13 protein-coding genes are annotated in these 13,978 nt (G+C 45.9%); 9 read left to right on the top strand and 4 right to left on the bottom strand.

All coding sequences use genetic code 11. The features are described 5' to 3' along the window. Nucleotides 1-14: 14 nt before the first annotated feature. On the bottom strand, nt 15-1,796 hold the full coding sequence (locus D9T21_RS19600) for a M61 family metallopeptidase (protein ID WP_123326882.1): 1,782 nt from the start codon (nt 1,794-1,796) through the stop codon (nt 15-17). 109 nt (nt 1,797-1,905) lie between these two features. Between D9T21_RS19600 and D9T21_RS19595 the strand changes: the two genes are divergently transcribed. The 5 genes from D9T21_RS19595 to D9T21_RS19575 all read left to right on the top strand — a co-directional run bounded on the left by D9T21_RS19595 (nt 1,906) and on the right by D9T21_RS19575 (nt 6,738). Next, nucleotides 1,906-2,583, top strand: coding sequence for a flagellar brake domain-containing protein (locus tag D9T21_RS19595; RefSeq protein WP_164464770.1), 678 nt, complete (start codon nt 1,906-1,908; stop codon nt 2,581-2,583). A gap of 99 nt (nt 2,584-2,682) precedes the next feature. Continuing rightward, nucleotides 2,683-3,144 carry an Mpo1 family 2-hydroxy fatty acid dioxygenase gene (locus tag D9T21_RS19590; RefSeq protein ID WP_123326880.1) on the top strand — a complete coding sequence of 154 codons (462 nt, stop codon included), beginning with the start codon at nt 2,683-2,685 and terminating at the stop codon, nt 3,142-3,144. 146 nt (nt 3,145-3,290) lie between these two features. Further along, entirely contained in the window at nt 3,291-4,388 is a 1,098-nt protein-coding gene (locus tag D9T21_RS19585) for a sensor histidine kinase (protein ID WP_377908208.1), read from the top strand. Next, entirely contained in the window at nt 4,389-5,216 is an 828-nt protein-coding gene (locus D9T21_RS19580) for a LytR/AlgR family response regulator transcription factor (RefSeq protein ID WP_123326879.1), read from the top strand. A gap of 358 nt (nt 5,217-5,574) precedes the next feature. Beyond that, complete coding sequence (locus D9T21_RS19575) at nt 5,575-6,738, top strand: polysaccharide pyruvyl transferase family protein (RefSeq protein ID WP_164464769.1); 1,164 nt, start codon at nt 5,575-5,577, stop codon at nt 6,736-6,738. Nucleotides 6,739-7,211: 473 nt separating this feature from the next. Here the strand turns inward: D9T21_RS19575 and D9T21_RS19570 are convergent, their stop codons facing one another. Continuing rightward, on the bottom strand, nt 7,212-8,228 hold the full coding sequence (locus D9T21_RS19570) for an ATP-dependent 6-phosphofructokinase (RefSeq protein ID WP_105935192.1): 1,017 nt from the start codon (nt 8,226-8,228) through the stop codon (nt 7,212-7,214). 232 nt (nt 8,229-8,460) lie between these two features. Here D9T21_RS19570 and D9T21_RS19565 point away from each other — a divergent pair, with 232 nt between their 5' ends. Beyond that, the gene (locus D9T21_RS19565; protein WP_123326877.1) at nt 8,461-9,309 is read left to right on the top strand and encodes a DUF6279 family lipoprotein; all 849 of its coding nucleotides are present in this window, start codon (nt 8,461-8,463) and stop codon (nt 9,307-9,309) included. Further along, nucleotides 9,310-10,227, top strand: coding sequence for a DMT family transporter (locus D9T21_RS19560; RefSeq protein ID WP_241155766.1), 918 nt, complete (start codon nt 9,310-9,312; stop codon nt 10,225-10,227). Here the strand turns inward: D9T21_RS19560 and D9T21_RS19555 are convergent. Both D9T21_RS19555 and D9T21_RS19550 read right to left on the bottom strand, forming a co-directional pair. Then, a complete protein-coding gene (locus D9T21_RS19555; RefSeq protein ID WP_123326876.1) occupies nt 10,224-10,529 on the bottom strand; it encodes a hypothetical protein in 306 nt (101 codons plus the stop codon). The two genes, D9T21_RS19560 and D9T21_RS19555, sit on opposite strands and share 4 nt — an antisense overlap. Before the next feature lie 38 nt (nt 10,530-10,567). Further along, a complete protein-coding gene (locus tag D9T21_RS19550; RefSeq protein WP_241155770.1) occupies nt 10,568-12,214 on the bottom strand; it encodes a response regulator in 1,647 nt (548 codons plus the stop codon). Nucleotides 12,215-12,313: 99 nt separating this feature from the next. Between D9T21_RS19550 and D9T21_RS19545 the strand changes: the two genes are divergently transcribed. Further along, nucleotides 12,314-12,814 carry a VC2046/SO_2500 family protein gene (locus D9T21_RS19545; RefSeq protein WP_123326874.1) on the top strand — a complete coding sequence of 167 codons (501 nt, stop codon included), beginning with the start codon at nt 12,314-12,316 and terminating at the stop codon, nt 12,812-12,814. Between the two features lie 106 nt (nt 12,815-12,920). Beyond that, the gene (trhO, locus tag D9T21_RS19540; protein WP_123326873.1) at nt 12,921-13,919 is read left to right on the top strand and encodes an oxygen-dependent tRNA uridine(34) hydroxylase TrhO; all 999 of its coding nucleotides are present in this window, start codon (nt 12,921-12,923) and stop codon (nt 13,917-13,919) included. The last annotated feature ends 59 nt before the right edge of the window (nt 13,920-13,978 follow it).

Genomic DNA, 13,978 nt, shown 5'->3' with positions numbered 1-13,978 from the left:
GACAGAAAGGGCGGTTACTGCCGCCCTAACCACGCTACTGCTTTTTCTTCATCGGTAATTTTCAGCACACAGTTTTGCGCCTGAGCGGGGAGTAACGGCAGAGTCAGGTTGAGCAAGCGGCCATCCCTGATTACACTCAGTGCCAGAGGCTTGTCATTAGGTACGGTAAGCAGCCGCTGCAATAATTTTGAATTCACCACGTAGCTGTCTACTGCAATAAGTTTATCATTTATCTGCAAACCAGCCTGACATGCCGCTGAGTCTTCCAATACCGCCTGAATAAGTAAACCGGTATCGGCATCTTTGGTCACCGCACCAAAATCATAGCGGGGCGATACTTTACCAGCCGCCTCATCGCCACCCTTATCTTGTAAGGAAAGCGGAGTCTGTACGCTCTGGCTGACGCCAATATGTTCGAGCAGGCTATCCATCGCCACGTCTTCTGTGCCATACACCACAGCATCGAGATAATCTTTTATGTTTACGTTAAGCTCATCACGGCAAAGTTGTTCTATCACGTTGGCGGGTGTGCCGCTTTCATCACCGTATTGTGCCCACAGTAACCGCATCAGATCGTCCAGATTGTATTGGCTGTTGCTGCGCTCACGGAGCAGAATATCCAGCCCCAGTGCAACGATGCCGCCTTTGTTGTAATAACTGACAATGTGGTTAATGGAACCGGCGTCCTGTTTATAAAACTTATTCCAGGCATAAAAGCTCGACTCGGCAATGCTTTGCTTAAAGCGCCCGGCATTTTTGTACAGCCGTGTGAGGTTTTGCGCGACAATTTTAAAGTAGCGTTCCGGCGGGATAACGCCAACGCGGGCCAGGGTGACATCGTCATAAAAACTGGTGAAGCCTTCGTAAATCCACAGCTGGTCGGTGTAGGTTTCCTGACTGAGGTCCGGCACCACCATCACATCGGGTTTAATACGCTTAACGTGCCAGGTGTGGAATAACTCGTGGCTACACAGACTGATAAAGTTAACGTAGCTGTCGCTGAGTTCTTCAGGTTCACCGGCCAGTGGTAGTTCAAAGCGGGGGAATAACAGCGCAGTAGAGCTACGATGCTCCAGGCCACCATAGCCTTCATTGGCAATCAACGTCATAAACAAATAATGTTTAACCGGGTAGGGCTTACCAAACAATGATAAATGATGCTGGCAGACTTTTTCGAGATCGGCACACAGGCGAGGCATGTCGTACTCTGTGGTGCCACTGAACATCAGAGTAAAGGTTACGCCATCCACCTCAAAGTCGGCACTGGTGCATTCACCAATAAATATTGGGTGGTCGATGAGTTCATCATAGTCGGCACTGATAAAGCGGTTATCCTCAAGGTGAGGTAGCGTGGTTTCTATTTGCCAGTCGGGCTTGTTGGCCGGGCTCTTAATTACCAGTTCGCAGGGCAGGTGCTCAAAGCCTGAAACGCTAACAAAAACACTGGTGCCGTTACAAAAGGCATACTCATCGTTGATATAGGCGCTACGTACTGACAGATCGAAGGCATACACCTGATACGTTACTTCTGCCGCCTCGCCGCCAGTGGTTAACTGCCACTGTTGTTTATCCAGCAGGGTAACTTCAATGGGTTGTCCTTTGCTGTTGGTGGCAGAAAAATTAACGATGTTGCGAGAGAAGTCGCGCACCATATAACTGCCCGGGATCCAACCCGGCAGGCTCAACTTGAGGTGTTCACTATCAATAGCCGGAATGGATAAGGTGACATCAAACAAATGCTGGCTGACTGAGTTTACCGATAACGAATACTGAAGGACGGGCGATTGTGGCGCCATGGGAGATACCTCTTCTTGCATCCTGATTTAGCCAGGATGGACATGAATAGTTGTGAAATACTGAAAATATGATTATATAGCTATAGTGATTGCGATTCAGTTTTAAATGATGCCCAAACAAAAAAAGATGCTGCTTAGTAGTGCTGATATCAATAGCTTACAGTCGCTTATGCCCGGCAGTGTGGTGGATTTACAAATCTCCACGCCCACCGCTCCCAAGCGGGTAAAAACCAGCTATATTGGCGCTGATGTACCTAATTGCCTGTTGTTTCAGGTTCCCAGTGAGTCCCGTTGGGGTTATCTGCGTGACGTGCTGGTGCCTGACAATGAAGTGGTTTTACGTTACGTGCTGGAAGGCGATGAAGGCAAGGTGATTGCTTTTCGTTCCCACGTAATCAAAGTCATTACGCATCCGGTACCCATCCTTTTTGTGGCTATGCCTGAATCGCTACAGACCCTTGCACTGCGCAAACATAAACGCTGGACACCGGGGATCCAGGCCCGGGTGAGTGCCAGCGATGATAAGCAAACCTTAAGCACCGACTGTATGATTGTGGATGTGTCATTTCAGGGATGCCGGTGCGTACTCGAATCGAGCCCGGAATTCCCCATTCTGGAAAACGGTAAAACCATTCAACTTAAAATTGCTGAAGACAAAGAAAACGTGATTAAAGGGATCATTAAAAACAGCAGTACCACGCAAACCAGAGTGTTTTATGGCGTTCAATTTGCCGCAGATGCAGAAATTGTTAAAAAATTGTTGGATCGTTTTATTGTTGAGCTTTAGGATAGAAGCTACGCTGGTTGTACCAGCGGCGGAAAGAGGGCGACCATAAAACAATTACTTGCCTCATTCCGTATCAGACAGGAAACGGGGACAATTTGTATGCGTGACATTGAACGGCTGTTTAACGAATATTCAGAAAGCCACATGAATCCAACCAATAAGATGATTCATAACCTGGCGGTGCCGGCCATCTACTTTTCAGTAATCGGGTTGGTCTGGTCTATACCAGTGCCTGGTTTTATTGAACAATACGGGATTAACTTTGCGCATATACTCGCTATCCCGGTACTCTATTACTACTTTCTGCTGTCTGGGCCGATTGGTGCCGCCATGACACTGCTAACCATTGCCTGCTTTCTGATTATTGAACAAGTCGCCCAATCGACGGTGCCGGTCTGGCAGGTGAGTGTCGGGGTATTTGTTATCATGTGGATTTTACAGTTTATTGGCCATGCTATTGAAGGTAAGCGGCCGTCGTTTTTCACCGATTTACGTTTTCTGTTGATTGGCCCAGCCTGGGTATGGGGCTGCTGGCTGAAACGGTTAAATATTAGTTATTAATCTTCCGGCAATGTGGCAATTAGTGCGCAAAGACTGTACCGTCCACATTGCCTGTTACCCTCAGGTATGACAATAGTGCGATAAATCGTAAATCAATTACGACTAAGTCATTATTCACCCTCATAAATACACGTATAATGCAGTAGATGATAAAACAATCTGGTACCTTTGTGCTGAAGTGGCAGCGACTATTTGAAAACAACGAACGTTTATTCTGGGTATTGCATACCGCAGGGTGGGCGGGATTCGCCGTGGTTTATTACATTGGGTCGTTTTTGCATGAAGTTCGTCCCATTTTCCTGTTCATTATTATCCTCAATTCCTACGCCGGCTGGATTTTAACTATCCCGCTGCGCTACGTGTATCGCTGGGCGCGCAATCAGGGGCCGGTTAAATTGCTGCTTACCGTGCTGGCCGCGTCTTATGCCGTTGCACTGTTATGGGCGGTAGTCAAAAACGTTAACTACTGGGAAATCTATAAACACGGCTTCAGGCCCGATGCCTGGTATATGTATTTTACTAATACCATTGATTCAATGATCATGATCGGTTGTTGGAGCGGCTTGTATTTTGGTATCAAAAACTTTGAGATGCTGCAGCGCGAAAAGCAAAATGCCTTAAAGGCGAGTACCATGGCTCACCAGGCGCATCTTAAGATGCTGCGCTATCAGCTTAATCCACATTTCCTGTTTAATACGCTTAACGCCATTTCGACGCTGATCCTGATGAAGAACAATGATACCGCCGAGGCCATGGTATCAAGACTGAGCGACTTCCTGCGTTACTCGCTGGATAACGATCCCATTAAAAAAGTGGCATTAGGTCAGGAAATCAAAGCATTACGGTTATATTTAGAAATCGAAAAAGTACGTTTTGGCGAACGTCTGGAAGTGGTCTGGAATATCGAAGAAGATTGCGAAAACGCTATGGTTCCAAGTATGATACTGCAACCAATCGTTGAAAATGCCATCAAGCATGCTATCTCTAAGCTTGAACATGCAGGCAAGCTCACCATTGATGCACGCAGATTTGGTAACGATCTGCTTCTTGATGTAGCCGATAACGGCCCGGGGGCAGATATTCTGGATGGTCAGTTAAGCCGCACCGGCGGTGTGGGTCTGCCTAATATAAAAGAACGCCTGCACGCTTTGTATAATCGGAATTTTGCTTTTACGGTTGAACATAATCAGCCGCAGGGAGTACGCGTTAGTGTTCGTATTCCTTATGATGTAAAGGATATTTAAATGAGTCAGCAAAAAATTAAAACTCTTATCGTCGACGATGAGCCTCTGGCCCGTAGTGGCTTACGCTTACGCCTGGAAAAGTTCGATGATGTAGAAGTGGTTGCTGAATGTCAGAATGGTCTGGACGCAGTCAGTATGATTTCTCAGCATCGTCCGGATCTGGTTTTTCTCGATATTCAAATGCCCGGATTAAATGGTTTTCAGGTAATCAACAAGCTCAAAGAGCTCAAACAGCCCATCCCGATGATTATCTTTGTTACCGCCTACGACAGCTACGCCATAAAGGCTTTTGATGTCCACGCCCTCGATTACCTGCTTAAACCGGCCGATGACGAGCGTTTGAGTGCCGCTATTAAGAAAGTTCGCGAATACTTTGCCACCCAGAATCAGGATGAGCAGTCCAGAAAGCTGGTTAATCTTGTGGCGGAATTAACCGGTGACGATTGCGAAGAAATTTTACGTAAGCTTGCCAGTGGTGAGGCCGTAGAAACGAATCCTTACCCGGATGTCCTGGCGATTAAAGACGGCTCAGAAGTTACCCGGGTAAATGTATCTGATATTCAGTGGATTGATGCAGCCGGTGATTACATGTGCGTCCACGCCCTGGATGGTATGCATATTATGCGTAAAACCATGAAAGAACTTGAGCAGGAATTAAACCCGCAATTGTTTGTGCGTGTTCACCGCTCAGCTATCGCTAACATTCGTTATGTGAAAAAACTGGTGAGTCATATTAGCGGTGAGTATCACCTGATCCTTAATAACGATACCGAGCTAAAAGTGAGTCGTAGTCACCGTGATAAGGTGAAAGCGGCCATGAAAATGTAAGCTAAACCAATTACAGACTAATACAAGACGGCGCATTAAGCGCCGTCATTCTTTTTTTAAGCCCTGAAGCATGGAATCTGGCAGGTGGTCGTTAAAACTACATCTAGTCCGTTTTATGTCCAAGGTTCTTTTTTTGAAAAAGATTGTATTTAGATTTTAAATGTAAGTCTATTGGTCTCATCTTAAGTATTAATTTGCCAATTTGTGGTATGTCATAACAGCTTTGCTGTTGTACAGTTTTGGCCTTCAGAGAAATGGTAAGTTTAAGAAAATACAATTTTACATTGAACGGTTTGGGTTACCATGTTGTTTTCACTGTGTGTCATCCATGTTCATCTACTTACAAAGGACTCTAATATTGAAAAAAATAGCAGTAATTTGTGCATTTAATCCAAGAAATAGTGGTATGTACAGTGTTGACTTAGGTGGATTAGATTTTTTTTCAAGTTTACATTGTGACTTTGACTTTTTTTTAGCTCAAACGCAGATAAAAGGTGCAGGAAAGCTCGCAAAGATAATTCCAAATCGGTTTTTATATCCTGAAAAATATAGATTTGGAAAGCTTAACTTTAAAAGACTAGATAATATTTCTGATCTCATCCGGGATTATGATTACGTTGTGTATTGGGGGGATTTTTTGAACAACCCTTTATATGGGAAGTTTGATTTTGCTTATCGAGATTTTTGTGCAGGAAGAGTAGCAACGCAAACTGAGGGATATAGAAGATGGAAGAAGCTTTTCTGTCCTGATATAAGCACTGGGCCTAAACTGGTTTCAATTGGGAACAATTTCCAGCATGACTTTTCTATAGAGAATGAAGACTATGAGGAAGTTGTTTTAAAAATATTACATAACTTTTATATAGTAGCACCTCGTGATCATTACTCATTTGAAAATCTAAATAAATATATTGTTTCGAAAGCTAAAAGCGACAAAAATCCTAGTCAGTCTTTGTTTAAAGGTGTTGACTGTGCTTTTTTTATTAATGACACTGAGAGGCGTAAAAATTCAACTAAGACATTTACCTACTTTTTCCATCGGTCTGGGTTTAATTCAACAAAATATTTAATTAAGTTACTTGAGAAGCAAACAGACCTGAAAGGCGTCGAAACAAGCCATTGGTTAAATTTAAATAAGCGTAATGCTGATAATGAATTTAATTCCAATCTATCTTTAATTTTAAATTCTCAATTTGTAATCACTGATACATATCATGTTTGTGTTAATGCATTACGGATGGGTGTACCAACTATTTGTCTATCACAGGACTCTCATTCACAGAAGGGGACTCTTGGTGATTTTAAAAAGCGGCAATTGTTTGAAATGTTCAATGCTCGCTCTTATTACTACACTCTACTTCCAAGTCAAGATGAAAAAGAATTTTATGATAGTATCGTCAACACTATTGAGGAGAAAATCGCTGAGGAGTTCAGTAGTTTTGAGGTAGTACGTCATACTGTTACCAAAAAAGTTAGGGAAACGAAAAATATAATAACCTCTATGTTATTCGATAATGGTTAAGATGAATACAATATTGATGTTAGATATAAATATAGTGGATCTTGGTGCTTTATGGTTAGTATAAGTTTTTAATTTATTAAGACTTTGGGTAAGGCCTGAGAATTACGGCACTTTTTATGGAAAAAATGTAACTTGTTCCATAAGAGGAAAATCATGAGAAAATCGAATCATAGTGTTTTTTTCTAGTTGGTATGTGGCTTTATTACTTTCCCACAGTAGAGGTTTAAGCTAGCAAATATAGATGTTTAAGGGTTGTTGTCGGAGTCGCCTACAGAATAGGCCCCATCGCAACGGACGTCCCTGTGATTCATCCCAGCCACGCCATCCATGGCGTGTCGTTCCTCATACTGCGAAATGCCAGTGACGATGACAACACTGAATTAGGGCGCAAAATTTGTTCTTTGTTCGATTTCAATAGAGCGCCCTTAAATTGGGAACGCAAAGCCACCTTTTTTAGAAAATAGGCGTCTTACTCAGGTTGTCATACCCCAGTTATGGCGTTCATTGAGCATGGTTACCATGGTTTGTGTCAGAGTGTCGCCAAGCTCCTTACGATTTTCCCAGGTTTGGCTCAGCTCAATTTCTACCGGCTTGTTATTTTGCATACCAACCATAATGCCGGTTTTATTCTGCTCCACACAGCGTACCGCGTTTACACCCAGTAAGGTTGCCAGCATTCGGTCCTGACTCACCGGTGAGCCGCCTCGCTGAATATGGCCTAGGATTACCGGACGGACTTCACCGCCAGTCAGTTCTTCCAGTTGCACGCCTAATTCGGCAATACCCTCAGGCCACAGGTTTTCGGTTAGTACAATAATAAAACTCTCATGCCCATAGCGCTGGCGGTGAATAGAGAGTTGCTGATGAATATCCTTGAGCGTAGTTTCTTTATCGGTGAACAGTTCGGGTAATATCACGTAGTTTGCCGCTCCGGAGAGCGCGGCACTGGCCCCCAGAAATCCGGCATGACGGCCCATTACCTCAACCAGAAAAATACGTTCAAAGGCATCGGCGGTATCCCTGACCTTATCAATCGAGTCCATGGCCGTTTCGATGGCAGTGTAATACCCGATGGTAGCGTCGGTGCCATAAATGTCATTATCTATGGTGCCGGGCAGGCCAATAACCTGTCCGTCCCAGAAGTTACTCAGGTGCTTAGCGCCATGAAAAGAACCGTCACCACCGATCACCAGCAGGGCATCTATGGCAAGCTCATCCAGATGTTTAGCGGCCAGTTTGGCTGAGACGTCCTGTTTGAATTCCTTGCAGCGAGCACTGCGCAAAATGGTACCGCCGCGTTGAATAATATTGTGCACCTTTTTACTGTCGAGCTTACGCCAGTTAGCGGCCAGCAGCCCATTAAAGCCGTGCTCAAAGCCAATCACAGTATGTCCTGCGCCTTCACTGGCTACTACAACCGCCCGAATACAGGCGTTCATCCCCGGCGCATCGCCGCCGGAGGTCAGTACCGCAATTCTTTTATTGGTCATAAAGCGTTCCTTTACAATTTGATACAAATACACCAATAACGCAGTGTGAATTTGTCATCGCTTATGCAGTCCAAGTATGAGTATTATGTTGTTATACCACGTAAAATCACAGTCAGATTGGTGGCAGAGGGCTGAAATACAAAGCCCGGCGATCGGGAACAGCCATCAGCACGTATTGATAGATTGTCAGGTATAGCCACGCGTGCCAAGTGTAAATTGACAGGAAGTGACAATGAAAAAAGGTTTGTTGATTGCGATCATCATTTTTCTAGGCGGATGTTCGACAAAGTTTACCTACAATAATCTGGATTGGTTAATTCATTGGTATATCGATGATTACGTATCACTATCGGATAATCAGGAAGCACTGTTTGATGAATATTTTGCCGACTGGCAAAGCTGGCATCGTAGCGAAGAGCTTGGGAAGTACATCGAACATCTTAAAAGCCTGAAAGCAGACTTAGACAGCGAAGAACTCAGTGCTGCACAAATTGAGGGGCATCTGCTCGACAGTCGTCAACACTGGGAGCGACTTCGGGATCATGTTAGCCCGGAACTGGCAGACATGGCTGCTAAGTTAACCGACGAACAGGTGAGTTCGCTGTTTGAGGAACTTCAAGAAGAGAACGATGACATTCGCGAGTCGCTGGAAGAGTTTAAGGAGTTGTCACCTCAAGAGCAGGCCGAAGAGCGACTGGACGATATGGAAGAGGGCGTAAGCGAGTTCATCGGTCGCCTTAATGCCAGTCAGAAAGCCATCGTTAAAGGTTATGCGTCACAGTTTACCAGTACCCGGGCATTGTGGTTGACTTATCGTCAGGATTTTCAGCAGGCAGCCAGGGAAATGATCGACAATCGCGCGGCTAATCCAACGTTTAAACAAGACTTTGTTGCGCTGATGACCCATCCCGATAAATTTCGCAGTGAAGCTTTTATGAAGTTGCGAAACGACAACACCCGAATCTATGCCAAAATGGCTGAAGAATTGTTCTATACCCTGGATAAAAAACAAAAAAGAAAGCTAATCAGTAAGATTGACGATATGATTGAGGACTTTGAATACCTCATGAGTAATGATTAGTTGGAAAGTAGTTACCGGCCGCTCTATGGCTTTTGTTTGTCTTTGGTTACCGCAGTGCTGTGGGGAATTTTACCCCTGTTTCTTAAGATCTGCCTGCAGGTTATGGACAGTCAGACCATCACCCTTTATCGGTTCGTAGCAGCTGCCATCCTGGTGGGCGGTTGGTTGTTTTATCGTCGCCACATTCCTAACTTTTTACGCTACCCTAAAGCCGTTATTATTCTGGCCATCGCCTGCACGCTGATGCTGGTGATCAATTATGTCTTTAACGTGCTCGGGCTTAAATACCTGAGTCCTGGCAGTGTGCAGGTTTTCATGCAGGTGGCACCATTTGCTCTGATGATTGGTGGTATCGTGTTGTACAAAGAAAAATTCAGTCGCTTGCAGCTGTGGGGCGCGTCGTCCTTGCTGCTCGGACTTGGTTTGTTTTTCAATCAACGCCTACCGCAGATTATTGCTTCAGAAACCGAAGATACTCTGGGTGTTTTGTTTGTTATTATCGCCGCAGTGACCTGGGCCGGGTACGCGTTGTGTCAGAAGTCTCTGATGAAAACCATGTCGGCCATGCAACTCACGCTGATCATTTACATCATTGGCAGCATGATGCTGCTGCCGTTTACACATCTGCAGGCCATTACCGAAATGAATGCGGTGCAAGGCTGGGCGCTGTTGTTTTGTTGTTTAAATACCTTTGTGGCTTATGGGGCTTTCACCGAAGCTATGCGGGTATGGTATGCCTCGCGGGTAAGTGCAGTAATTGCCACCGCGCCTGTGTTTACCTTTATCTCGGTTGCCGTGGCTGAGTATTTTTATCCCAGCAGCTTTGAACAGCCACCGTTAGGTGCGCTGGCTGTGTTGGGGGCGGTGATGGTGATTGGTGGCTCGGTAATGGCTGCATTGGGCCGTGGAGCCCGTTAGTTATCCTTGTTTACCGGTTTTGGGGCGGGCTGACCGATAGGTTGTTCGCCGCCCTTACAAATAGTGTCGTAATCATCCCGATAATAACGAAAATTAACACACTCATTTTCATATCTTTGCCGGGCGGTAAGCGCCATCTGCGGATTTTTGGGGTTTCTGATGGCTTTCTGTAATACTTCGCATTGCTGAGCCTGAGCTTTGACCTCAAGGATATCTTCACACAGGTTAGACTGACTCGCACAACCCGACAACCAACCTGAGCCAACCAGAACGGCAGTAACCAATAAACAGTGTTTTTGCATGACATCTTATCCTTTGTGAGGAGCTTTAAATACTGTGGCTACAGGGTAGCAATGCCTAAGCGCAGCAATTCATCCCTTAAACCATCAAACTTGCTTTGGTGTTGCTCCCGCATGGGCGCATGGTTCAGTATCTTATACACCTGACGTGCCTCTTTGATCATCGCGCCGTCATCTTTTCCATCGTTACCCATCAGCTTAATAAGGCATTGTAATAAGTTTAGCGCAATTCCCGCATTTACCGGAGAAAGTTCCAGTGCGCTGTTAAAGGCGGCTTTCGCCTCGGCATATTTTTCCTGCTGATAAAGCTGGATACCGCGGCGGTTTATATGGGCATATTGCTGCTCGCTTTCCTTCACCTGTTTGGACATCGACCGCACCAGCATACGGCTGCTATCGTCCAGTTCGGTATTCTGGCTGGCAAGGGTTTGCAGCAGTTGGTTTACCTCTTCAAATTCGCCGAGGTCGACCATTAATTGCATACTTGAGGGCGCCAGTGAGGCAGGGTATAACTCAAACTGTTTCTCAATAGCCATCTGACTGTCCATAAGCGATCGTTTGGCGTTAATGAGTTTGCCGTCGATGGCATCTACCCGGGCGTGCATGATCTGATCGAATATATCCAGGCTGAACGGCTCTTCCAGCCGGGTCAGGGCTTCGTCATGGCCTGCTCGCTGCAACTGCAATAGCGCTTCTTGCTGAAACCGGTGGCGTTGCGTTTTACTGTCTGCCGCTTCTGCAGCATCCAGCAGACTGGATATATGATTACACCAGTAATTAACCTGTTTAAAAATGGTGTTTTTGGATAATTGCCAGGTTGCTTTAGTGGCTTCAGTGAGTAACTCATAGTCATTATTGTCCCTGGCGATACGACTGGCCAGGATCTGACGTTGCAGTGAATACGGTGAGTTTTTAATCGCCCGGCGAATATCTTCCAGCGCTTCTTCTGGGTGTTGGGAGGCGGATTTTGCCTGCGCAAGGATATCCAGCGCTTCCGGATCAAACTGGTTAAGCGCCAGTACCTTATTGGCGCACTGAATGGCATCACTAAATTTGCGCATGGCCAGATAAGTTTTGCCCAGGGCCAGTTGCGCCCACTGCGTGGGTAACTGGTCTGAATGACTGTTTAACAGGGTCAGCGCTTTCTCGTACTGGTTTTCATGCCACAGGATCTCCAGACGGATCTCCAAAGCCATGCGCTGATAGGGAGCAGGCATATCCTTTAGTTTATCGAGCGCCTCAATTGCCGCCGTGTATTCCTGTTTGCTCATTGCCTGCAGTACGTTTAAAAAATACTGTTTACGTTGCCAGGATTTATTCAGCCGGCTTTTTAACTGCGCCTGGGAGAAGGGCTTTAGCAGATAATCATCGGGCTTGTGCTCTAATGAGCCCAGCACGATTGGGCGCGTGGCATCGGCGCTAATCAGCAGAAATACCGCGCCGGCGGATACCATCTTGCGATATTGCAGCTCCTGATAAAGCTCAAAGCCGTTTTTCTTATTGGTGCCAAGATGCAGGTCACAAACAATAATATCGACTCTGTGATTGCGGCAAAAGCGAATCGCCTGGTCGGCACTGGTTGCCGTCATGACATCCTTGGCGCCGAGGTTGGTTAATAATCCTTTTAACAGAATAAGGAAGGGACGCTGATCTTCTACAATCAGAATATTAACGTCCTGATAGGGCACTCCCAAAGGCCGCTCCCATTAAACGCGAAACTGTTCGATAATATACTAAAGGATAATGGGTATATGCCGATTAAGCTAGTAAGTCGTTAATACCTATGAATGATTTTGCAACCAGATACCATTACCCAAACATCTTTTGATGTTCAGAATGTCACTTCGTCACTTCCGCTCAACAAGGCGGTAGGTGGCAGTGCTGCGTTGTTTTCGTTATATCTGGCAATCAGTGAAGCCCGGGGGGATGAGCCTGTCAGGTGGTCGTCAGCCCCAGAGCAGGTTGAGGATCCGGATTTTCCCGCCAGACTAAACCATTACCGACGCAGCCCGATGGCATCGACATCCGAACACGTAGACAGCTATTTAAAGTGGCAGGCAGGTTTGAGTCAGTCATTCAGCAATGAGCACATCCGTCTGTGGCAGGCCATCAGCCCGGATCCGTTAAGTTTCCATAACAACAGCAAGCGCCTGGAACCTGAAGTAAAACAAAATTGCCCTTATCGCACGCAACTTGCCTGGGTAAGTGAAAAAGCGTCGCAAATCAGAGAGCCAGACGCTACCTTACTGGCCGATACCATTCCAGCCTCCCAGGCTATCGCAGTTTAAACGCCGTTAAATACCTCCGTCGGGTTTTCGCCTGCCGATTTTTTTGCTATATTCCGCGCGCATTTTTGCTCTGGTTTTACGTTCCAACTCGCAAAGGTTAAAAAATATGAGTCAGTATGTTGTATGCGCGCTATACAAATTTGTCGCGCTTGAAGATTATAAAGCTATCCGCCAGCCGCTTACCGATGTAATGGAAGCGAATCAAATTAAAGGCACCCTGTTATTGGCTGCAGAGGGCATAAACGGCACCGTTTCCGGTACGCAGCAAGGCATAGATAACCTGCTGGCCTGGTTAAACAGCGATGAACGCTTTAACCCGATCTCCTACAAAATTTCATTCCACGACACCCAGCCGTTTTACCGGACGAAAGTAAAACTGAAAAAAGAAATTGTTACCATGGGTGTGGAAGGTATTGATCCGCGTCGTACCGTTGGGACTTACGTGAAACCCGCAGAGTGGAATGCGTTAATCAGCGATCCTGATGTGGTACTCATTGATACCCGTAACGATTATGAAATCGAAATTGGTACTTTCAAAAATGCGGTGAATCCGAATACTAAAACCTTTCGTGAATTTCCGGATTACGTGAAGGAAAATCTCGACCCGGCGAAAAATAAAAAGGTCGCCATGTTCTGCACCGGTGGCATCCGCTGCGAAAAGTCCACTGCGTATCTAAAAGAGCAGGGCTTTGAAGAAGTTTATCACCTTGAGGGCGGTATTCTGCAGTACCTCGAGGATGTGCCAAAAGAAGAGACCATGTGGGAAGGCGACTGCTTTGTCTTCGATAATCGTGTAGCGGTGAATCACGACCTGGAAAAGAGTGCCTACGACCAGTGCTATGCTTGCCGTTTGCCGATTACTGAAGCCGATAAGCAAAGCGATAAATACGAAAGCGGCGTAAGCTGCCCACATTGTTTTGGTACTCATAGCGACGAACAGGTTGAACGATTCCGTGAACGTGAGAAGCAAATTAATCTGGCCCGTGAGCGCAATGAAGAACACGTTGGTACTGAAGCTCGTGATGCTATGGAAGCCCGTCGCAAGGCCAAGGCAGAGGAGCAGCGGTTACGTGCTTTGCAGGCGCAAAAACAAGTTAAGTCGTAGACATTCGGTAGAGCTGGGGTTACACTCAATCTCACCGGAAACCGACAGGGAATCAGACA

It is taken from the genome of Marisediminitalea oceani (genome assembly GCF_003731635.1).
Lineage (GTDB): Bacteria > Pseudomonadota > Gammaproteobacteria > Enterobacterales > Alteromonadaceae > Alteromonas > Alteromonas oceani.
The sequence above is the reverse complement of the archived record's forward strand: the minus strand, read 5'-3'. Positions and strand labels throughout refer to the sequence as shown.

Bases quoted from the DNA above. Each gene is read 5' to 3' on its own strand.
- D9T21_RS19545 (WP_123326874.1), top strand. From the start codon at position 12,314: ATGATTTTGCAACCAGATACCATTACCCAAACATCTTTTGATGTTCAG.
- D9T21_RS19590 (WP_123326880.1), top strand. From the start codon at position 2,683: ATGCGTGACATTGAACGGCTGTTTAACGAATATTCAGAAAGCCACATG.
- D9T21_RS19570 (WP_105935192.1), bottom strand. From the start codon at position 8,228: ATGACCAATAAAAGAATTGCGGTACTGACCTCCGGCGGCGATGCGCCG.
- D9T21_RS19595 (WP_164464770.1), top strand. From the start codon at position 1,906: ATGCCCAAACAAAAAAAGATGCTGCTTAGTAGTGCTGATATCAATAGC.
- trhO (WP_123326873.1), top strand. From the start codon at position 12,921: ATGAGTCAGTATGTTGTATGCGCGCTATACAAATTTGTCGCGCTTGAA.
- D9T21_RS19580 (WP_123326879.1), top strand. From the start codon at position 4,389: ATGAGTCAGCAAAAAATTAAAACTCTTATCGTCGACGATGAGCCTCTG.
- D9T21_RS19600 (WP_123326882.1), bottom strand. From the start codon at position 1,796: ATGGCGCCACAATCGCCCGTCCTTCAGTATTCGTTATCGGTAAACTCA.
- D9T21_RS19565 (WP_123326877.1), top strand. From the start codon at position 8,461: ATGAAAAAAGGTTTGTTGATTGCGATCATCATTTTTCTAGGCGGATGT.
- D9T21_RS19555 (WP_123326876.1), bottom strand. From the start codon at position 10,529: ATGCAAAAACACTGTTTATTGGTTACTGCCGTTCTGGTTGGCTCAGGT.
- D9T21_RS19585 (WP_377908208.1), top strand. From the start codon at position 3,291: ATGATAAAACAATCTGGTACCTTTGTGCTGAAGTGGCAGCGACTATTT.